The 19,536-nt window shown below is 60.1% G+C and carries 18 protein-coding genes; 15 read left to right on the plus strand and 3 right to left on the minus strand.

All coding sequences use genetic code 11. The features are described 5' to 3' along the window. Nucleotides 1-379: 379 nt before the first annotated feature. Entirely contained in the window at nucleotides 380-1,702 is a 1,323-nt protein-coding gene (gene rlmD / locus AB5Z05_RS10490) for a 23S rRNA (uracil(1939)-C(5))-methyltransferase RlmD (protein WP_100645155.1), read from the minus strand. 153 nt (nucleotides 1,703-1,855) lie between these two features. Between rlmD and barA the strand changes: the two genes are divergently transcribed. The 7 genes from barA (at nucleotide 1,856) to galE (ending at nucleotide 10,835) form a co-directional block, all read left to right on the plus strand. Then, a complete protein-coding gene (gene barA / locus AB5Z05_RS10495; protein ID WP_368151412.1) occupies nucleotides 1,856-4,573 on the plus strand; it encodes a two-component sensor histidine kinase BarA in 2,718 nt (905 codons plus the stop codon). 89 nt (nucleotides 4,574-4,662) lie between these two features. Then, entirely contained in the window at nucleotides 4,663-5,142 is a 480-nt protein-coding gene (locus tag AB5Z05_RS10500) for a DUF1456 family protein (RefSeq protein WP_005343323.1), read from the plus strand. 34 nt (nucleotides 5,143-5,176) lie between these two features. Next, complete coding sequence (locus tag AB5Z05_RS10505) at nucleotides 5,177-6,064, plus strand: N-acetylmuramoyl-L-alanine amidase (protein ID WP_368151414.1); 888 nt, start codon at nucleotides 5,177-5,179, stop codon at nucleotides 6,062-6,064. Nucleotides 6,065-6,219: 155 nt separating this feature from the next. Next, entirely contained in the window at nucleotides 6,220-6,687 is a 468-nt protein-coding gene (locus tag AB5Z05_RS10510) for a Dps family protein (protein ID WP_021229540.1), read from the plus strand. Between the two features lie 289 nt (nucleotides 6,688-6,976). Further along, the gene (hcp, locus tag AB5Z05_RS10515; protein WP_107682719.1) at nucleotides 6,977-8,626 is read left to right on the plus strand and encodes a hydroxylamine reductase; all 1,650 of its coding nucleotides are present in this window, start codon (nucleotides 6,977-6,979) and stop codon (nucleotides 8,624-8,626) included. Between the two features lie 111 nt (nucleotides 8,627-8,737). Further along, a complete protein-coding gene (locus tag AB5Z05_RS10520) occupies nucleotides 8,738-9,727 on the plus strand; it encodes an FAD-binding oxidoreductase (protein ID WP_368151417.1) in 990 nt (329 codons plus the stop codon). Between the two features lie 94 nt (nucleotides 9,728-9,821). Next, entirely contained in the window at nucleotides 9,822-10,835 is a 1,014-nt protein-coding gene (galE, locus tag AB5Z05_RS10525) for a UDP-glucose 4-epimerase GalE (protein WP_368151419.1), read from the plus strand. Between the two features lie 69 nt (nucleotides 10,836-10,904). Here galE and AB5Z05_RS10530 read toward each other — a convergent pair whose 3' ends face one another. Then, nucleotides 10,905-11,606, minus strand: a complete 702-nt coding sequence (locus AB5Z05_RS10530) for a phosphatase PAP2 family protein (RefSeq protein WP_368151420.1) — start codon at nucleotides 11,604-11,606, stop codon at nucleotides 10,905-10,907. 258 nt (nucleotides 11,607-11,864) lie between these two features. Here AB5Z05_RS10530 and mpl point away from each other — a divergent pair, with 258 nt between their 5' ends. Together mpl and AB5Z05_RS10540 are read left to right on the plus strand one after the other, a co-directional pair. Continuing rightward, the gene (gene mpl / locus AB5Z05_RS10535; protein WP_368151422.1) at nucleotides 11,865-13,235 is read left to right on the plus strand and encodes a UDP-N-acetylmuramate:L-alanyl-gamma-D-glutamyl-meso-diaminopimelate ligase; all 1,371 of its coding nucleotides are present in this window, start codon (nucleotides 11,865-11,867) and stop codon (nucleotides 13,233-13,235) included. Then, nucleotides 13,232-13,843: a flavin prenyltransferase UbiX gene (locus AB5Z05_RS10540; protein ID WP_069529846.1), complete on the plus strand. Its 612-nt coding sequence runs from the start codon at nucleotides 13,232-13,234 to the stop codon at nucleotides 13,841-13,843. The genes mpl and AB5Z05_RS10540 overlap by 4 nt, the downstream gene beginning before the upstream one ends. Before the next feature lie 72 nt (nucleotides 13,844-13,915). Here AB5Z05_RS10540 and AB5Z05_RS10545 read toward each other — a convergent pair whose 3' ends face one another. Further along, on the minus strand, nucleotides 13,916-14,530 hold the full coding sequence (locus AB5Z05_RS10545) for a TetR/AcrR family transcriptional regulator (protein ID WP_005335617.1): 615 nt from the start codon (nucleotides 14,528-14,530) through the stop codon (nucleotides 13,916-13,918). Nucleotides 14,531-14,731: 201 nt separating this feature from the next. Between AB5Z05_RS10545 and hpt the strand changes: the two genes are divergently transcribed. From hpt to AB5Z05_RS10575, 6 genes are all read left to right on the plus strand, one after another. Continuing rightward, entirely contained in the window at nucleotides 14,732-15,262 is a 531-nt protein-coding gene (hpt, locus tag AB5Z05_RS10550) for a hypoxanthine phosphoribosyltransferase (protein WP_005335618.1), read from the plus strand. A 111-nt stretch (nucleotides 15,263-15,373) separates the two neighbouring features. After that, nucleotides 15,374-16,291: an ABC transporter ATP-binding protein gene (locus tag AB5Z05_RS10555; RefSeq protein WP_042052377.1), complete on the plus strand. Its 918-nt coding sequence runs from the start codon at nucleotides 15,374-15,376 to the stop codon at nucleotides 16,289-16,291. Beyond that, the gene (locus tag AB5Z05_RS10560) at nucleotides 16,288-17,061 is read left to right on the plus strand and encodes an ABC transporter permease (protein ID WP_019445351.1); all 774 of its coding nucleotides are present in this window, start codon (nucleotides 16,288-16,290) and stop codon (nucleotides 17,059-17,061) included. The genes AB5Z05_RS10555 and AB5Z05_RS10560 overlap by 4 nt, the downstream gene beginning before the upstream one ends. A 226-nt stretch (nucleotides 17,062-17,287) precedes the next feature. Then, the gene (locus tag AB5Z05_RS10565) at nucleotides 17,288-18,439 is read left to right on the plus strand and encodes a double-cubane-cluster-containing anaerobic reductase (protein ID WP_368151426.1); all 1,152 of its coding nucleotides are present in this window, start codon (nucleotides 17,288-17,290) and stop codon (nucleotides 18,437-18,439) included. A gap of 9 nt (nucleotides 18,440-18,448) precedes the next feature. After that, nucleotides 18,449-19,231 (plus strand): acyl-CoA dehydratase activase, encoded by a 783-nt coding sequence (locus AB5Z05_RS10570; protein ID WP_368151428.1) that lies wholly within the window; start codon nucleotides 18,449-18,451, stop codon nucleotides 19,229-19,231. Beyond that, nucleotides 19,228-19,536 carry a DUF3343 domain-containing protein gene (locus AB5Z05_RS10575; RefSeq protein WP_368151430.1) on the plus strand — a complete coding sequence of 103 codons (309 nt, stop codon included), beginning with the start codon at nucleotides 19,228-19,230 and terminating at the stop codon, nucleotides 19,534-19,536. Before AB5Z05_RS10570 ends, AB5Z05_RS10575 begins: the two co-directional genes overlap by 4 nt.

Below are 19,536 nucleotides of genomic sequence, written 5' to 3' on the forward strand. Positions count from 1 at the left end.
TTTAAATTATCGGGCCGAAAGCTGTCACTTTCTCCCCTCATGAGATTGCCTCAAATGGGGATATCCAGCGCACTTTTCAAGGCATATTGTCCAGAAAGACAATAGAGCGCGCCAACAGGCCCTGCCGAACGACGAGGGTCTAGATTACCCCAATCACATCAGCTCAAACAGCCGCAGACATGCCAGATTGCACATCCGCATCGCCGTACCAATGAGCAGGATTACTTCATATACACACCAGCTCAAACAGCCGCAGACATGCCGGATTGCATATCCGCATCGCCGTACTGATGAGCAGGATTACTTCATATACACACCTGCTCAAACAGTAACAAACATGCCGGATGACCTATCCGGCATCGCCGAACTGATGAGTCATTTACTCCCGTTCAAACAGCGCCATGGACTCCAGATGACCGGTGTGAGGGAACATGTCGAGCATGCCGAGGCGCACCAGACGGTAACCCCCTTTCACCAGCACCTGACTGTCCCGCGCCAGGGTGACCGGGTTACAGGAGACGTAGACCACCCGCTTGGGTGAAAGTTTCACGACGTGTCCCATCACTTCCAGCGCGCCGGGACGAGCCGGATCCAGCAGCACCAGATCAAACCCTTCCCGCGCCCAGGACATGCCGACGATGTCATCGCTCAGGTCGGCCTTGTAGAAACGGGCATTGGTGATGCCGTTGCGACGAGCGTTCTCTTCGGCCCGCTGCACCATGGCCAGTTCACCTTCGACACCCACCACTTCGCGAGCCTGACGGGCCAGCGGCAGGGTGAAGTTGCCGATACCGCAGAAGAGATCGAGCACCTTGTCATCCTTGCTCGCCCCGAGCCATGTCAGCGCCTGCTCAACCATGCTCTGGTTGATGGGGCCGTTGACCTGAATGAAATCACCGGGGGCAAATGCAAGAGACAGGCCATCCAGCGAGTAGGATGGGGAAAATTGTTGCTGCAGCGCTTCGATGCGATCATCGGCAGCCTGCAGATAGAGGTCTATTCCCTGCGCTTTGGCAAACTCCACCAGCAGGGCGCGATCCGCCTCATTGGGGCGGCCAGTATGGCGCAGCAGCATCATGATCCCCTGCTCGGCCTGGATAAGCTCCGCATGGCCCAGCTCGCGCTGGCTCTTGAGGCGATTGAGGCACTCACGCAGCGGGGCAATCAGCGCAGAGAGCGGCTCGGCCAGTACAGGGCAACTGTCGATCTCCACCAGATCGTTGCTGTTGCGGCGGCGGAAACCAACCCGGGTGCAGCGACCGTTCTTGTCAAATTTGATGGCCAGACGACAGACCCGGCGATAGGCACGATCTTCACCGGTCAGTACCGGCTCCAGCGCTGGCGCCTTGATGTTGCCCAACCGCTCGAACAGGCTGACCAGTCCCGCCGCCTTGGCGGCTTGCTGATCGGCAACCGACATGTGCTGGGCACTGCAACCGCCGCACTCTCGATAGTGGCTGCAGAAGGGGGCGATACGATTGGCAGCCGGGGTCACCACCTGTTGCAAGGCGGCGTGACCATACTGTTTTTTTTCTTCGGTGATGCGTGCCTTGACGGTCTCGCCGGGCAGCGCCCCTTCGACGAAGATCGCCTTGCCCTGATGGCGACCGATACCGACGCAGTGGTGATCGAGGGTGTCTATCGTAAATTCAATGCGTTGGAGCTGGGTGGACTTCTTTTGGGGCTTGAAAAACTGGGCCATAAAACTTGGTGCCTATAGGTGGCTATGTCATGATTGTGGAATCTGCTGCCGGGTATTGTCCCACAAGAATAATAGTATGACCAAATACGGCCACAGAGCCCGTGTATTGCCATCAACCCTATCGCCAACCCTGTTTACTGGTGGCCTGTTCGTATGACCAAATATGGCCTGAGAGCACGCGTTCTCGCCTTCACCATCCTGCCAACCCTGATCATCGGTGGCCTGATGGCCGGTTACTTCACCTTCCACCGCTACCAGCAGCTGGAAAACAACCTCATTGATCAGGGGATCAACATCATCGAACCGCTGGCGATCGCCAGTGAATACGGGATGACCCAGCACAGTCGCGAATCCCTCAAGCGGCTGATTGGCCTGACCCATCGCAAGAACTCCCCCTTCATCAAGTCCATCGCGGTTTTCACCCAGGACAACCAGCTGTTCGTCACCTCGAACTACCACCGGGATTTCACCCGACTCAGGCTGCCCGATGGCGAGCCTATTCCGGATCTGACCAGCGTGACGTTTCAGGGGGACGACATCATTTTGCGCACTCCGATCCAGGCCGAAACCAGCCTCGATGGCTTCCCGCTGCCCAGCGATGTGGAGCCGCCGATGATCGGCTACATCTCGATGCAGATGGCGACCGATCGGGCCATGCTGCTGCAGTACCGAGACACCTTCTTTGCGGTGATCATGGTGCTCATCGGGGTCGCCTTCAGTACCCTGTTTGGCTTCCGGCTGGTCAAGAGCGTGACCCAGCCCATCACCAACATGGTGCAGGCGGTGCACAAAATCAGGGAGGGGCGGCTCGATACCCGAGTCAGCGGCCAGCTCACCGGCGAGCTGGATATGCTGAAAAACGGCATCAACGCCATGGCCAAGGCGCTCTCCGAATATCACGAAGAGATGCAGCAGAATATCGATCAGGCCACCTCTGACTTGCGCGAAACCCTGGAGCAGATCGAGATCCAGAACGTCGAACTCGACATGGCCAAGAAACGGGCGCAGGAGGCGGCGCGGGTCAAGTCGGAGTTTCTGGCCAACATGTCCCACGAATTGCGTACCCCGCTCAACGGGGTCATCGGCTTTACCCGCCAGCTGCTGAAAACCAGCCTGACCCCGAGCCAGACCGACTACATGCAGACCATCGAGAAGTCGGCGCGCAACCTGCTTGGCATCATCAACGACATCCTCGACTTCTCGAAGCTGGAAGCGGGCAAGCTGCAGCTGGAGCATATCCCGTTCAGCCTGCGCGACACCCTCAACGAGACCATGCACCTGCTCGGCCCCAGCGCCCACGACAAGCAGCTGGAGCTCTCCCTGCGGGTGGATGCCGATGTGCCGGACTACCTCACTGGCGACCCCATGCGTCTGCAACAGGTGCTGACCAACCTCACCGGCAACGCCATCAAGTTCACCGAGCAAGGCAACGTCGATGTCCATATCGAGCAGACCGGCAGTGGCAACCACAAGGTGAGGCTCAACGTCCAGATCCGCGATACCGGCATCGGCATCTCCCAAGAGCAGCAACATCAGCTGTTCCAGGCCTTCAATCAGGCCGACTCCTCCATCTCCCGCCGTTATGGCGGCACGGGTTTGGGCCTCGTCATTACCCAGAAGCTGGTGCAGCAGATGGGCGGCCAGATCCGCTTTGAATCGGAACTCGGCAAGGGCTCCATCTTCTCGTTTAGTCTGGATGTGGAGGTCTCCCCCCTGCCCCAGACCGATCAACTGCCGCTGGATCGGATCCGTGGCAAACGGCTCTGGCTGCTGGAACCGGATCCCTTCGCACAAGCCTCTCTGCTCGCCCTGTTGGCGGAGTGGCACCTCGATGTGCACCCACTGACCAGCGATGATCCTTGGCCTGAGATGAGCGAGCAGGAGATGGTGATCATCGGCAGCAGCACCCTGCATACGCCGCAGCAGGTGATCGGCCGTCTCGACAGACTGAACGGCCAGCAGCAGAACACCATAGTGCTGCTCAGCAGCCACGAGCCGGCGCTCTATGAAGCGATGCTGGCCCATGGCGCCCAGCACTGTCTCTCCAAACCGGTCAACCACCGCAAGCTGCTGCACGCCCTGCTCTCGCCGGAATCGAGCCGCCAGAAGCTGCCCGCCCAGCCTGCACCGCGCCAGTTGCAGCCCATCAAGGTGCTGGCGGTGGATGACAACGCCGCCAACCTCAAGTTGATTGCCGCCATGCTCAAGGAGATGGTGAGTCAGGTGGTGGTGTGCAAAAACGGCAAGGAGGCGGTCAAGCAGGCCCAGAGCCAGCCGTTCGACATCATCTTCATGGATATCCAGATGCCGATCATGGATGGCATCAGCGCTACCCAGGCGATCCGCAACCAGTCCCTCAACACCACCACCCCGATCGTGGCGGTGACCGCCCACGCCATCCCCGGAGAACGGGAGCGGCTGATCAGGCAGGGGATGGACGACTATCTGGCCAAGCCCATCGACGAGAGCATGCTGGCCCAGCTCATCACCGACTTTGCCCATCGCCGCCACCAGAATAATGGTGCCCAACAGATCGACTGGGCACTGGCGGTGCGGCAAGCGGCGGGGAAAGAGCATCTCGCCAGAGAGATGCTGACCATGCTGCTGGCCAGTTTTGACGAAGTGGAACCTGTGCTGGATAGCGCGCTGGCTGGCGAAATTGAAGATAGCGAGGTGCTGGCACAGCTCCATCGCCTCAACGGCGGCTGTGCCTATTCCGGGGTGCCGGGACTGCAACGGCTGCTCTCCCAGCTGGAGCAACAGCTGCGTGACGGCGCTCCGGTCAGCGAGCTGGAACCCGAGCTGCTGGAGCTGCAAGATGCGCTGGAACTGGTGCGCCAGGAGGCGCCCCGCTATCTCGGCAAAGCTTGATGAGCTTGACCTGAACTGTATCGGCCCCCGCTTTTTCTGACGCGAGGGCTGCCAGATGGTAAAGTTGCGCCGTTTACACAGGAGTCAGCATGACCAACAACGATATTCTGCGCCGTCTGCGCTACGCCCTCACCATCAGCAACGACCAGATGGTCGAGATGTTTGCCAAGGGCAACCTGACGGTCACTCACGCCCAGCTGCACAGCTGGTTGATGAAAGAGGCGGCGGAAGGTGAAGAGCAAGAGGCAGGCTATGTCGCCTGTCCCGACTCTGCCCTGAGCCAGTTCCTCGACGGTTTCATCATCGCCCGCCGCGGCGTGCGGGAAGATGCACCGCCCCAGGTGATCCCGAACCGGATCAACAACAACATGATCCTGCGCAAGCTGCGCATCGGTCTCAACTTCAAGGAAGAGGATATGCTCGGCACCCTCAAGCTCGCCGACTTCAACCTCTCCAAGTCCGAGCTCAGTGCCCTGTTCCGCTCCAAGGATCACAAGCACTATCAGGATTGCGGGGATCAGATCCTGCGCAACTTCCTGATCGGTCTCACGGCCAAATACCGCGGCTAACCAGCCGCGCGACTGACCAGACAGGGCCTTCGACATGTGCCAGCGACTCACTCCTCCCACGCTCAGCAGCCTGGCTGCAGCAGGGGGATGGCGCTGGCGCTGTCTTCTTCCCCTCTTCTTTTTACCACTGGTTCTGCTGCTGAGCGCCTGCACACCATCCGAGTACCAGCTATCTACCCGCTATCAGAGCGCCAACCAGAACGAGCGGATCGCCTTTCTGATCCTCCACTACACCGACGAAGATGATGCCAACTCCCTGCGCCTGCTGACCGAGCAGGAGCACAAGGTGAGCGCCCACTACCTGATCCCCCGCGACAGCCACGAGACACCGTTCACCGTCTATCAGCTGGTGCCGGACAACGCACGCGCCTGGCATGCGGGACGCAGCCGCTGGCACCAATATGCCGGGCTCAATGCCAGCTCCCTTGGCATCGAGATCGTCAACCTTGGCTATCCAGCGGAAGATGAGCCGCTGGCCCCCGATGCCCGCCGCTGGCAACCCTATACCCCACAGCAGATTGCTGCCGTCGGCGCCCTCAGCCGAGAGCTGGTCGCCCGCTACCAGATTCCACCGACCCAGGTACTGGGCCACAGCGATGTCGCCCCTGAGCGCAAGCAGGATCCCGGCCCCCACTTCCCCTGGCGCCAGCTCTATCTGACGTACGGGGTCGGCGCCTGGCCCGATGAAGGTCGGGTGGCCGAGTTACTGGCCAGCCCCTTGCCCCACTGGGATGCGGCCATGTGGCAGCAGCAGTTGGCCCGCTATGGCTACGGCCTGCCCCGGAGCGGCCAGTGGGATGAGCAGAGCCGCGCCGTCATGGGCGCCTTTCAGCTCCACTTTCGCGCCAGCAAGGTCGATAGCAAACCGGACCGCGAGTGTCAGGCCATCCTGATGGCGCTGCTCGAAAAATACTTCCCCTAATCCTCATCCATTGCCCCCGTTGCTGCGTACTGTTTGATAGCCGTTAGCTATCAAACAGTTAGGCACAAGCAATTGTCCCTGCATTTTGCAAGGCGTTACTCTGACTGCGTTCCGAAAGAGAATTTAAAACCGATTTCCAAATCTGGAGGTGAATGATGAAAAGCCCGATTGGTCTTGATACTGCTCAATCACAAGCCCTGGCAGCCGAGTTGAACAAATTGCTGGCCAGCTACCAGATCCTCTACATGAACGTGCGCGGCTTCCACTGGAATATCCGTGGCAACCAGTTCTTCGAACTGCACCTGAAATTTGAAGAGATTTACAATGACCTGCTGCTGAAAGTCGATGCACTGGCCGAGCGGATCCTGACCCTGGATGGTGTGCCGATGCACAGCTTCAGTGACTACCTGAAAGTCTCTGCCATCCCGGAGCAAAAGGGGCTGCACGATGGCCGCGCCTGTGTCGAATCCCTGCTGGAGAGCTTCCGCGAACTGCTGGTCGCCCAGCGCCGTATTCTGGGCCAGGCCGCCGAAGCCGGTGATGAGGGCACAGCCTCCATACTCTCCGACTATGTGCAGCAACAGGAAAAACTGGTCTGGATGCTGCGCGCTTATCTGGCCTGATAGTGAACCAAGCCGACTACAGCGTACGTATGCTGGTTTGAGTAAGTACCGGGCCGAAAGCTCCTGACCAGACCACGGCCCAATCCATCTGATTGTTATGTTCTGTTGCAAACCTGAGTTGTCTCTCCTTTTATCCACCCGCTTGCCGCCCTGTTTGGGCGGCTTTTTTTGTTTTTGATCTGCATCAAGGGAATCTTAATTGGCAAATTGAATACCTATTAAGTTTTTCGCGAGAGGAATAGAATCGCCACAAAACAGACAACTGAAATGTCCAATTAGGAGAGGCATGATGTTTTGTGTGCAATGTGAACAGACAATTCGTACCCCGGCAGGCAACGGCTGTGCCTACGCACAAGGTATGTGCGGCAAGACGGCGGAAACCTCGGATCTGCAGGATGTGCTGATCTACACCCTGCAGGGGCTCAGCGCCTGGGCGCTGGCCGCCCGCGAGCAAGGCATCATAGATCGCGAGGTCGATGCTTTCGTGCCCAAGGCCTTCTTCGCCACCCTCACCAACGTCAACTTCGACTCGAATCGCATCGTGGCCTACGTCAATCAGGCCCTCGCCTATCGCCAGCAGTTAGCCGATCGTCTGACCGCCATGGCGGTGCAGGTCAACGACTTGCCACAGTCCGCTTACTTCGAACCCGGTGCCGAACTGCTGGAACAACTTGCCCATGCCGCACCAGCCGCCCCCAATCGGGGCAAGAGCGAGGTGAACGAAGACATCATGGGGCTGCGTCTGCTCTGTCTCTACGGCCTCAAGGGCGCCGCCGCCTACATGGAGCACGCCCGGGTGCTGGATCAGCAGAGTGACGAGGTGGCCGCCGAATTCCACCGCATCATGAGCTGGCTCAGCACAGACCCGAGCGAAATGGGTCGGCTGTTCAGCTGCGCGATGGAGATCGGTCAGCTCAACTTCAAAATCATGGAGATGCTGGATCTGGGTGAAACCAGCGCCTTCGGCCATCCGGAGCCGACCCAGGTACGCGTCACCCCCATCCCCGGCAAGTGCATTCTGGTCTCCGGCCACGACATGATGGATCTCAAGCTCATTCTGGAGCAGACCAAGGGGGCCGGCATTCATGTCTACACCCACGGCGAGATGCTGCCCGCGCTGGCCTACCCCTTCTTCAAGCAGTACCCCCATCTGGTGGGCAACTACGGCTCCGCCTGGCAGAACCAGCAGAAGGAGTTTGCCAACTTCCCGGGCGCCGTGGTGATGACCTCCAACTGCATCATCGACCCGAATGTGGGCAACTACTCGGATCGTATCTTCACCCGCTCCATCGTCGGCTGGCCGGGCGTCACTCATCTGGAGGGGGATGATTTCTCCGCCGTGATCGCCAAGGCGCAAGCGCTGGAAGGCTTCAAACACACCGAGCTCGAGCACTTCATCACCATCGGCTTTGCCCGCAACGCCCTGATGCAGGCCGCCCCCGCGGTGATTGAGAAGGTCAAAGCCGGAGAGATCAGCCACTTCTTCCTGGTGGGTGGCTGTGACGGCGACAAGGCCGAGCGCGCCTACTTCACCGAGTTTGCCAAGGCGGCGCCGCGCGACAGCCTGCTGCTCACCCTGGGCTGCGGCAAATACAAGTTCAACAAGCTCGATTTTGGCGACATCGGCGGCATTCCGCGTCTGCTGGACGTGGGCCAGTGCAACGATGCCTACTCCGCCATTCAGTTGGCGCTGGCACTCTCCGAGGCGTTCGAGTGCGGGGTCAACGATCTGCCGCTGACGCTGGTGCTCTCCTGGTTCGAGCAAAAAGCCATCGTTATTCTGCTCACCCTGCTCTCCCTCGGGGTGAAGGATATTCGTACCGGCCCGACCGCCCCCGCCTTCCTCACCCCGGCCCTGCTCAAGGTGCTGGAAGAGCAGTTCGGTCTGAAAGGGACCACCACGGCCGAGGCTGACTTGGCCGAGATCCTGGCGGCCTGATCGGCATCTCATGTTGTAAGCGTTTGGCGAGCCGCCCGGCTCGCCTTTTTTCTGGACCCGGCTTTTTCACCAGACGTTTTTCGAACCGTTTCAAACCTAAGGAGCCTTGTGATGACCTCTCTCACGCTCACCTGCATTGGCCGCCAACAGAACACCCACGACGTAGTGAGCTGGCAGCTGGTGCCGTTTTCCGGCAGCCTCCCTCCCGTGCTGGCAGGCCAGTGCATCACCCTGCACACCGAGATCGACGGCCAGCCGGAGTGCCGCGCCTATACCCTCTCCTCCAGCCCGCAGGATGCATGCTGGCAGGTCACCATCAAGGATGTGGGACGGGTCTCCCGCCATCTGCACCAGACCCTGCAAGTGGGCGACGAGATCCGGGTGGATGGGCCGTTCGGCGATTTCAACCTGACCAACCTCCCTTGCAAACGGCCACTGCTCTTGAGCGCTGGTTCCGGCATCACCCCCATGTGGGCCATGTTGCGGGACGAGCTGGCCAAACGGCCGGATGCCGATATTCGCTTTATCCATAGCGCCCGCTCGCCAGCAGATGTGATCTTCGCAGATGACTTGGCTGAACTGGCCGAAACTCATCCCGGTGTACGCCATGCCCTGATACTGGAAGAGGCCCCTGCAGATCACCCCTGGATTGGCCGACTCACCCCCGCCATGCTGGCCGAACTGGCCCCTGACCTGCGCGAACGCCATGTCTATCTCTGCGGCCCGGCCCCCTATATGGCGGAGGTCAAAACCATGCTGACGGAGCTGGGATTGCCGCCGGAGCAGCTGCATCAGGAGTCTTTTGGCCTTCCTCCAGCAGAGCCTGCCACCACCACCAGCGACCACTTCTGGCTAACCCTGAAAAAGAGCGGCAAAAAGGTGAAGATCCTGCCGGGTCAGACCCTGCTGGCGGCGCTGGAAGCGGCGGGCGAAACCATAATGGCGGCTTGTCGCGCCGGGGTATGTGGCAGCTGTCGTTGCACCACCACAGGTGACATCGAGCGCCAGAGCGTGATGACCCTGAGTGCTCAGGATCTGGAGAGCGGCGTTGCTCTGGCCTGCTCCTGCACCGCGAAAGGGGATATAAGTCTCGATTATTGATATACGCAAAGGGCTTCATTGGTATCTCAACCTTTTCCCGAGCGGGCAGGACGGGTAGACTCTGCCCCAGTTTCACCAGAACACGGGATAAAAAATGACAATACTGGTCACAGGGGGCGCCGGCTATATCGGCTCCCACACCCTGGTTGAGCTGCTCGGCGCGGGGCAGCAGGTCGTGGTACTCGACAACCTCTCCAACTCCTCACCGGAGTCACTCAAGCGGGTCGAGCAGATCACCGGCAAGCCGGTCACCTTCATCGAAGGGGATGTGCTGGACAGAGCCTGCCTGCAGCAGCTGTTCGCCAACCACCAGATCGAATCGGTCATCCACTTCGCCGGTCTCAAGGCGGTCGGGGAGTCGAGCCAGATCCCGCTCACCTACTACCAGAACAACATCAGCGGCACTCTGGTACTGTGCGAAGAGATGGCCAAGGCCGGGGTTTTCCGCCTGGTATTCAGCTCCTCGGCCACCGTCTATGGCGATCCCGCCTCGGTGCCGCTGCGGGAAGATTTCCCCACCAGCGCCACCAACCCCTATGGCCGCTCCAAGCTGATGGTCGAAGAGATCCTGCGCGATCTCGCTAAATCCGATCCCCGCTGGGCCATCGTATTGCTGCGTTACTTCAACCCGGTCGGCGCCCATGAGAGCGGTCTGATTGGTGAAGATCCCAACGGCATCCCCAACAACCTGCTGCCCTATATCAGCCAGGTGGGTGTCGGCAAGCTCAAGGAGCTGGGGGTATTTGGCAACGACTACCCGACTCCGGATGGCACCGGCGTGCGTGACTACATCCATGTGGTGGATCTCGCCATCGGCCACCTGAAAGCACTGGCGCGCATCAAGAGCGACACCGGCGTCTTCACCTACAACCTGGGCACAGGTCAGGGCTACTCGGTACTGGAGATGGTCAAGGCGTTTGAAGCGGCCAGCGGCCGATCCATTCCCTACCAGATCAAACCCCGTCGCCCGGGCGACATCGCCGAGTGCTGGGCAGAGCCGACGCTGGCCCGTGCCGAGCTGGGCTGGCAGGCAGAGCGCGGTCTGGAGCAGATGATGGTCGATACCTGGCGCTGGCAAAGCAACAACCCGAACGGTTATCAAGGCTGATCTCTCGCGGGTGGATAACAGAACGCCCCGACATTTTCATGTCGGGGCGTTTTATTTTGCGACGTTCAATCAGTGGGTCTGACTGCGCAGCAGCGGCACACGGGCCAATCGGGGGGCAATGCGGTCTATCAGCCGCTCCGCCAGCGGAGTCAGCAGCAACCAGGGCAGACAGAGGGTCGCCAGCCCCAGCGCGCCGACATAGACATCGGTAAACCAGTGGGCACCAGCCAGAATGCGCGGCGTGGAAAAGATCGGCACCATCAGCAATGCGGTGACTCCCGCCCAGCGCGGCAGATAGCGCAGGGCAAAACCGGCGAAGATCATCAGGAACAGAGCGTGATCCCCGGGGAAGCTGTCACCGGAAGAGTCCTTGGTCGGAATACCGCTGATCTGGGTCACCCGCAGCGCATCAGCCACCATCAGGGTCGGGCTGGGTCGCTCCACCGGCAATCGGTGACCAAGCTGGTTGATCACCAGAGCACTCAGCAGCATCACTATGCCCATCGCCACCAGCTGGCGACGACCCGCCAAATCCCGGGCGAAGAAGCAGCGGGCCAGGATCAGCCCCATACAGGCCAGCACCGCCAGATCGAACAGCCGGTTATTGGTGATAGCCACCAGATCGGCCCACAGAGCCGACTGCCCGAGCCAGCCGTTAACGGTATGAAAAATCGCGAGGTCCCACTGATCCCAGGGACCATGATCGGGCAACGCAGCCCAACTGATGGCCACCAGACCACCGACCAGATAGCAAAGCAGGAACTTGCCCATGGGGACTCTCCTTTGGAAAAGGGCAATATCGTAAAACTGTAGAGTGCGTCACAAAACCGAAGAATTGTAAGAAAGTGCGACACAATATAAAGTCTCAAATAAAGCCTGCCAGCCCATTCCAATCTCGCATATCCCAACAGCGCCAAGATTTCTGCCTCCAGTGCTGCATCTGTGGGCCGCTCACCATGAGTGCGGCTTGTGCCACCACCGCAACACCCCCTAGAATGCGCACTTCCCTTTACTGCGAAAGGAAGCGGTATGCATATTCACATTCTCGGGATCTGCGGCACCTTTATGGGTGGTCTGGCGGTGTTGGCAAAACAGCTTGGTTACCGGGTGACCGGTTCGGATGCCAATGTCTATCCCCCCATGAGCACCCAGCTCGAGCAACAGGGCATCGAACTGACCGAAGGCTATGACCCCTCCCAACTCGATCCGGCGCCGGAACTAGTGGTGATCGGCAACGCCATGAGCCGCGGCAACCCCTGTGTTGAATATGTGCTGGACCGCAATTTGCCCTACATCTCCGGCCCCCAGTGGCTGCTGGAGCACGTGCTGCAGGATCGCTGGGTGTTGGCCGTTGCCGGCACCCACGGCAAGACCACCACCGCCAGCATGCTGGCCTGGGTGCTGGAGTACGCCAAACTGGAACCCGGTTTCCTTATTGGCGGCGTGCCGGGCAACTTCCCGGTCTCCGCCCGTCTCGGCTCTGCCCCCTTCTTCGTCATCGAAGCGGACGAGTATGACTGCGCCTTCTTCGACAAACGCTCCAAGTTCGTCCACTACCATCCGCGCACCCTGGTGATGAACAATCTGGAGTTCGACCATGCGGACATCTTCCCGGATCTCGCCGCGATCCAGCGCCAGTTCCACCACCTGATGCGCACCGTGCCGAGCAACGGCCGGGTGCTGTTCCCGCAAGCCGATGACAACCTCACCGCCGTGCGCAAGATGGGCTGCTGGAGCGAAGTGGAGCTGGTAGGTCAGGACGACGCCAAGTGGAAGGCGGTCAAGCTGGCCGATGACGGCTCCGCCTTCGAGGTGTGGCTGGATGGTGAAAAACAGGGCGAGGTGCACTGGGAGTGCATCGGCGAGCACAACGTCAACAATGGCCTGATGGCCATCGCTGCCGCCCGCCACGCCGGTGTCATGGTGGAGCATTGCATCGCCGCCCTCTGCCAGTTCAAATCTCCCAAGCGGCGGATGGAGCTCAAGGGTGAGGTAGCGGGCATCAGCGTCTATGACGACTTTGCCCACCACCCCACCGCCATCGAGACCACCCTCGGCGGCCTGCGCGCCAAGGTAGGAGAAGCCCGTATTCTGGCGGTGCTGGAGCCACGCTCCAACACCATGAAGCTGGGGGTTCACAAGGAGGAGCTGGCCGGCTGCTTCGATGGCGCCGACGAGGTGTTCTTCTTCCAACCCCCCAACATCGGCTGGGATCTCGGCGAGGTGACGGCCCATATGACCCGACCCGCCAAGGTATTCAACGATCTGGAGACCCTGATCAACCGGCTGGTGGCCGAGAGCCGCGATGGCGACCATATTCTGATCATGAGCAACGGCGGCTTCGGCGGTATTCATGACAAGCTGATCGCCCGCCTCAAGGATTACCACGGCGAACTATGAACAAAGCGATCACCCTGGCGCTGACCGGCGCCTCCGGCGCCCCCTACGCCCTGCGCCTGCTCCAGTGTCTGGTGCAGGCGGACTATCGGGTCTACCTGCTCGCCTCATCGGCGGCTCGTGTGGTACTCAAGACCGAGCAGCAACAGGATTGGCCCGGCTCGCCGAAAGAGCTCTCTGCCTATCTTTGTCGCCAATATGGCGCCAAGGAGGGGCAGATTGTCGCCTGCGGCAAGGAGGAGTGGTTCTCGCCGGTGGCCTCCGGTTCGGCCGCGCCCAAACAGATGGTGGTCTGCCCCTGCTCAATGGGCACCGTCTCGGCCATTGCCAACGGCACCTCGGACAACCTGCTGGAGCGGGCAGCGGATGTGGTGATCAAGGAGCGCGGCCAGCTGATCCTGGTGCCCCGCGAAACCCCCTTCTCGGCGATCCATCTGGAGAACATGCTGAAACTGGCACGGCTCGGGGTGACCATCATGCCCGCTGCCCCCGGTTTCTATCATGAGCCGAAAAGCATCGCCGATCTGGTGGACTTTATGGTCGCCCGCATCCTCGATCATCTGGGTGTCGAGCATGAGTTGACCCACCGCTGGGGCTATGGCCACCACTGAGCGGACCGCCATATCCGGCCATAAAAAAACGGCGCCACTCAATGAGTGACGCCGTTTTTTCGTTAAGCCGTGTTAGCGAGCCTGAATTGGCGCCGTCACGTACTTGAACAGGAAATCAGTCACCTCTTGGCGCACCGGGCGCTGAGGTTGATTGATCATCTGCATCATCACATAGCCAAAACCGGTCAGAGAGCGGGCCAGATCCTGTGCTGACAGCACGCTGGTGATCTCCCCTGCATCCATGGCGGTTTGCAGCTCGCTGGCGATCAGCTCAAGGCACTGATCGAGCAGCCGGGTATAGCGGGGCCATACCTCTTCCCGAACCGATGAGCTCCACTCCAGCCAGATACCGGCATAATCCGGTTGATCGTAGGCGGCATCGACAGAGAGGCGTACATGACGCTGGATCTTGTCGAAAATGGAGCCCTGGTCACCGTATGCCTGCGACAGCATTTGGTTCACAAAGCGTTCGATCTCGGCCAGCACCTCATCTACCAACTCCTCGCGGGTGTTGAAATAGTTGAAGACGGTAGCCACAGAGACCTTGGCCTGTTCGGCTATCTCGGCGTGACCTGCACGGCCAATGCCGCGACGGGAGAACACCTCGATGGCACATTCCATCAATTGGGAGCGACGAGCTTCCGGCGACAGCCGGGTACGACGTCTTATTTCTGCGCGTGGTTCCATAGTTTTTATCATCTAATAGTTATTGATTATGGTGTTTATAGTATTTTAACTAATCATGCCTGAGTGCCTGCTAACTCTATCAATTAAAATAAGCCGATAAAAGCACCACGTATCTCTAGCACCCTTCAACATGAGTGGTAGAATCATCGGTTTTGATATTCATGAACGGCCAAATCCCCTTTGGCCTTATGGGAGTAAGTGATGAAACACACCGTCGAGGTGATGATCTCCGAGGCTGAAGTAGCCGCCCGGATCGCCAAATTGGGTGAAGAGATCACCGCCCGCTATCAGGGTTCTGACGAAGTCGTGATGATTGCGCTGCTGCGCGGTTCCTGCATCTTCCTGGCCGACCTCTGCCGCCAGTGCCAGCTGCCCATCACCCTGGACTTCATGACCGCCTCCAGCTACGGCTCCGGCATGCACAGCACCCGTGACGTCCGCATCCTCAAAGACCTGGACGACGACATCAAGGGCAAGGATGTGGTGATCGTGGAAGACATCATCGACACCGGTTACACCCTCAACAAGGTGCGCGAGATCCTCTCCCTGCGCGAGCCGAAATCCCTGGCCATCTGCACCCTGCTGGACAAACCCTCCCGCCGCGAAGTGCAGGTGCCGGTCGACTGGATTGGCTTCGCCATTCCGGACGAATTCGTGGTCGGCTGTGGCATCGACTACGCCCAGAAGTACCGCAACCTGCCGTTTATCGGCAAAGTGGTACCCCAGGAGTAAGCCAGGTTCAGGTATATCACGGGTGAAGCGGCCTTGCGCCCTTTACTCTGTGCAGGCGGCCTTGGCCGCCTTTTCTGTATCGAGCCGGATTCAACCATCACAGAGGTTGCAATGAACGCACTGGAAATCAGCGGCCTGAAAAAGACCTATCAGGGGGGCGTCGAAGCCCTTAAAGGCATCGATCTTACCGTCAGGCAGGGGGATTTCTTCGCCCTGCTCGGCCCGAACGGCGCGGGCAAGTCCACCACCATCGGCGTCATCAGCTCGCTGGTGAACAAGAGCGCCGGCAAGGTGAAGGTATTTGGCTACGACATCGACAGCGATCTCGAACAGGCCAAGGCCCAGCTCGGGCTGGTACCGCAGGAGTTCAACTTCAGCCAGTTCGAGAAGGTGATCCAGATTGTCACCCATCAGGCCGGTTTCTACGGCGTGCCCAAGGCTGAAGCCAAAATCCGTGCCGAGAAGTACCTGCGCCAGCTCGATCTGTGGGAGAAGCGCGACATGCCTGCCCGCACCCTCTCCGGCGGCATGAAGCGCCGCCTGATGATCGCCCGCGCCCTGATGCACGAGCCCAAGCTGCTGATCCTCGATGAACCGACCGCCGGGGTCGATATCGAGATCCGCCGCTCCATGTGGACCTTTCTCAAGGATCTCAACGAGCAGGGCGTCACCATTATTCTCACCACCCACTATCTGGAAGAGGCCGAGATGCTCTGCCGCAACATCGGCATCATCGACAAGGGTCGTCTGATCGAGAACACCAGCATGAAGAATCTGCTGGGCAAGCTGGGTCGCGAGACCTTCCTGCTCGACCTTGCGCCAGGTTCTGCCGTACCTGAGGTGCCGGAGTTCAACGGCCGGATGCAGGATGAACGTACCCTTGAGGTGGATCTCGACAAGAGCCAGTCACTCAACAGCCTGTTCGAGCAACTGTCGAAGCAGCAGGTGCAGGTCGTGAGCATGCGCAACAAGGCCAACCGGCTGGAAGAGCTGTTCGTCAATCTGGTCGAAGAGGGGAGAAAAGCATGAATCTGGCCATCTACTACATCGCCTTCAAGAGCATTCTGGCCAAAGAGGTAAGCCGCTTTACCCGGATCTGGATCCAGACCCTGGTGCCACCGGCCATCACCATGAGCCTCTATTTCGTCATCTTCGGCAACCTGATCGGTTCGCGCATCGGTGACATGGGCGGCTTCACCTACATGGAGTTCATCGTGCCCGGCCTCATCATGATGTCGGTGATCACCAACTCCTACTCCAACGTCGCCTCCTCCTTCTTCAGCGCCAAGTTCCAGCGCAATATCGAGGAGATGCTGGTGGCGCCGGTACCCAACTACGTCATCATCGCCGGTTACGTGGGCGGTGGCGTGGCGCGCGGCCTCTGCGTCGGCCTTATCGTCACCCTGGTGTCGCTGTTCTTCGTGCCGCTGCAGATCCACCATCTGTTCAGCGTCTGCTTCACCGTGCTGCTCACCGCCATCCTCTTCTCGCTGGGTGGCCTCATCAACGCGGTGTTTGCCAAGACCTTCGACGACATCAGCATCATCCCCACCTTCGTGCTGACGCCGCTCACCTATCTGGGCGGAGTGTTCTACTCCATCAGCCTGCTGCCCCCCTTCTGGCAGGGTGTCTCCCAGGTGAACCCCATCATCTACATGGTGAACGCGTTCCGTTACGGTTTCCTCGGTATCTCCGACGTGCCGCTCGGCACCGCCTACCTCATCATCATCGGCTTTATCGTGGCCCTCTACGGTATCGCCTGGTGGCTCATCTCCCGCGGCACCGGCCTGCGCCACTGATTGCCAAAACGGGCACCTCGCGGTGCCCGTTTTTTATTCCCCCTGTAGCCCCTTCAACCTGCCAGCCCCCTTCTCAATAACCTGCCTGTCATTAAGGATTTACCTGACACCTTGTGATCCACCGCAATTTTCGAATTACCCCCAAAGGTATAATTCTCGCGGTTGGATGTGCCGTCACGGATGGCTCGTCCGTCTCTTCATTTCTCTCATCAGGGCAGGATCGCCTATGTCACTTATCACCGAGTTGCCAGCCATATTCGATAGTTTTTCAGATGCCCGTCGTCAGGGCTTTCTGGCTGTAATGGCACTCAAGGAGCGACAGATCCCCCTGGTCGGTACCTACTGTACCTTTATGCCGCAGGAGGTGGCGATAGCCGCCGGCGCCGTGGCGGTATCGCTCTGCTCCACCAGCGACGAGACCATCGAGGAGGCCGAAAAGGATCTGCCCCGCAACCTCTGCCCGCTGATCAAGAGCAGCTACGGGTTCGGCAAGACCGACAAGTGCCCCTACTTCTACTTCTCCGATCTGGTGGTGGGGGAAACCACCTGCGACGGCAAGAAGAAGATGTACGAGTACATGGCCGAGTTCAAACCGGTGCATGTGATGCAGTTGCCCAACCGCGCCGATGACGAGGCCTCCCGCACCCTGTGGCGCAGCGAAATCGTCCGCTTCAAGGAGTTGCTGGAGCAGCAGTTCGGCAAGCCCATCAGCGAGCAGGCATTGCGAGACGCCATCGTGCTGAAAAACCACGAGCGCCGCGCGCTGGCCGATTTCTACCGGCTGGGCCAGCTCAATCCGCCGGCACTCAGCGGTACCGACCTGCTCAAGGTGGTCTATGGCGCCACCTTCCGCTTCGACAAGGAGCTGCTCATCAGCGAGCTGCAGGAGATGACCCGCCGCATCAAGGCCGAGTATGCCGAGGGCAAGCGGCTCGATGCCCGCCCGCGCATCCTCATCACCGGCTGCCCCATCGGCGGCGCGGCCGACAAGGTGGTGCGTCTCATCGAGGAGCACGGCGGCTGGGTGGTGGGTTACGAGAACTGCACCGGCGCCAAGGCGACCGAGCAGTGCGTCAGCGAGGAGGGCGATCCGTTCGATGCGCTGACCGACAAGTATCTGGCCATCGGCTGCTCCTGCATCTCCCCCAACCACCAGCGCATGAATCTGCTGAGCCAGATGGTGGAGGAGTATCAGGCGGACGGAGTGATCGATGTGATCCTGCAGGCTTGCCACACCTATGCGGTGGAGTCGCTCGCCATCAAGCGCCATGTGCGCGAACGCCACGGCATCCCCTACATGGCAGTCGAGACCGACTACTCCAGCGCCGACAAGGGACAACTGGCCACCCGGCTGGCCGCCTTTATCGAGATGCTGTAAGGAGGCGCCGTGTCACTCTCCATCGGGATTGACTCGGGCTCCACCGCGACCAAGGGGATCCTGTTCGACAGCCGGGATGGCGGGCGTATCGTCCGCCGTTTTCTGGTACCGACCCCCTTTCGTCCGCTGGCTGCCATCGAGCAAGGCTGGGAGGAGCTCTCGGCCGATTTTCCCCAACGACCTTATCTGACGCTGACCGGCTATGGCCGGGATCTGGCGTCGTTCGCCGATCGCCGGGTCACCGAGATCTCCTGCCACGGGCTGGGCGCTCGCCTGCTCTGCCCATCGGTACACACCGTCATCGACATCGGCGGGCAGGACAGCAAGGTGATCCAGCTCGATAGCGACGGCAACCTCACCGATTTTCTGATGAACGACAAGTGCGCCGCCGGCACCGGTCGCTTTCTCGAGGTGATCACCCGCACTCTGGGAGCTCGGGTCGAGCAGCTTGACGAACTGCTGCAAGGGGCCGAGCCCCACGACATCAGCAGCATGTGTACCGTGTTTGCCGAATCGGAGGCGATCAGCCTGCGCTCGGCGGGCATTCCGGCCGAGTCAATCCTGGCCGGTATCGTCCGCTCCATGGCCCGGCGCAGTGCCAACTTTATCGGCCGCCTCGGCGCCCGACCGAGCGTACTCTTTACTGGCGGTGTCAGCCACTGCGCCACCTTCCGCCACTATCTAGCCGAAGGGTTGGGCTGCGACGTGGCTACCCACCCGGATGCCCAGTTTGCCGGTGCGCTGGGGGCCGCCCTGTTCGGCGCGCGCGCCAGCACGGGAGGCAAATCATGAATCAGGAGTTTCTCTACCTGTTCCACTCCACCCTCGGCACGGTCAGGATGCGCAAGCGGCTGGAGCAGCACGACCAGTCGTTTCGGGTCTGCGACGTGCCGCGCCTGCTCAGCGCTGGCTGTGGCCTCGCCATTCGCCTCCACTGCCCGCCAGACGAGTGGCAGCAGTGGTGCCAGAGCGGTGAAACCGCTGCCGTCTTTCGCTGCGAAGCGGACGGCGACTATCAGGAGCTGACCCGCTATCCGGCCGATAGCCCGGACATGGCGAAGCAAACGCCTGTGGCTGGCAGTCGGAGTCATGGATGA

Origin of the sequence: Aeromonas sp. R2-4 (genome assembly GCF_040908365.1) — a bacterium.
Lineage (GTDB): Bacteria > Pseudomonadota > Gammaproteobacteria > Enterobacterales > Aeromonadaceae > Aeromonas > Aeromonas veronii.

What these genes read in the sequence shown, in the direction of transcription:
- rlmD (WP_100645155.1), bottom strand. Translation starts at nt 1,702, where the DNA reads ATGGCCCAGTTTTTCAAGCCCCAAAAGAAGTCCACCCAGCTCCAACGC.
- barA (WP_368151412.1), top strand. Translation starts at nt 1,856, where the DNA reads ATGACCAAATATGGCCTGAGAGCACGCGTTCTCGCCTTCACCATCCTG.
- AB5Z05_RS10500 (WP_005343323.1), top strand. Translation starts at nt 4,663, where the DNA reads ATGACCAACAACGATATTCTGCGCCGTCTGCGCTACGCCCTCACCATC.
- AB5Z05_RS10505 (WP_368151414.1), top strand. Translation starts at nt 5,177, where the DNA reads ATGTGCCAGCGACTCACTCCTCCCACGCTCAGCAGCCTGGCTGCAGCA.
- AB5Z05_RS10510 (WP_021229540.1), top strand. Translation starts at nt 6,220, where the DNA reads ATGAAAAGCCCGATTGGTCTTGATACTGCTCAATCACAAGCCCTGGCA.
- hcp (WP_107682719.1), top strand. Translation starts at nt 6,977, where the DNA reads ATGTTTTGTGTGCAATGTGAACAGACAATTCGTACCCCGGCAGGCAAC.
- AB5Z05_RS10520 (WP_368151417.1), top strand. Translation starts at nt 8,738, where the DNA reads ATGACCTCTCTCACGCTCACCTGCATTGGCCGCCAACAGAACACCCAC.
- galE (WP_368151419.1), top strand. Translation starts at nt 9,822, where the DNA reads ATGACAATACTGGTCACAGGGGGCGCCGGCTATATCGGCTCCCACACC.
- AB5Z05_RS10530 (WP_368151420.1), bottom strand. Translation starts at nt 11,606, where the DNA reads ATGGGCAAGTTCCTGCTTTGCTATCTGGTCGGTGGTCTGGTGGCCATC.
- mpl (WP_368151422.1), top strand. Translation starts at nt 11,865, where the DNA reads ATGCATATTCACATTCTCGGGATCTGCGGCACCTTTATGGGTGGTCTG.
- AB5Z05_RS10540 (WP_069529846.1), top strand. Translation starts at nt 13,232, where the DNA reads ATGAACAAAGCGATCACCCTGGCGCTGACCGGCGCCTCCGGCGCCCCC.
- AB5Z05_RS10545 (WP_005335617.1), bottom strand. Translation starts at nt 14,530, where the DNA reads ATGGAACCACGCGCAGAAATAAGACGTCGTACCCGGCTGTCGCCGGAA.
- hpt (WP_005335618.1), top strand. Translation starts at nt 14,732, where the DNA reads ATGAAACACACCGTCGAGGTGATGATCTCCGAGGCTGAAGTAGCCGCC.
- AB5Z05_RS10555 (WP_042052377.1), top strand. Translation starts at nt 15,374, where the DNA reads ATGAACGCACTGGAAATCAGCGGCCTGAAAAAGACCTATCAGGGGGGC.
- AB5Z05_RS10560 (WP_019445351.1), top strand. Translation starts at nt 16,288, where the DNA reads ATGAATCTGGCCATCTACTACATCGCCTTCAAGAGCATTCTGGCCAAA.
- AB5Z05_RS10565 (WP_368151426.1), top strand. Translation starts at nt 17,288, where the DNA reads ATGTCACTTATCACCGAGTTGCCAGCCATATTCGATAGTTTTTCAGAT.
- AB5Z05_RS10575 (WP_368151430.1), top strand. Translation starts at nt 19,228, where the DNA reads ATGAATCAGGAGTTTCTCTACCTGTTCCACTCCACCCTCGGCACGGTC.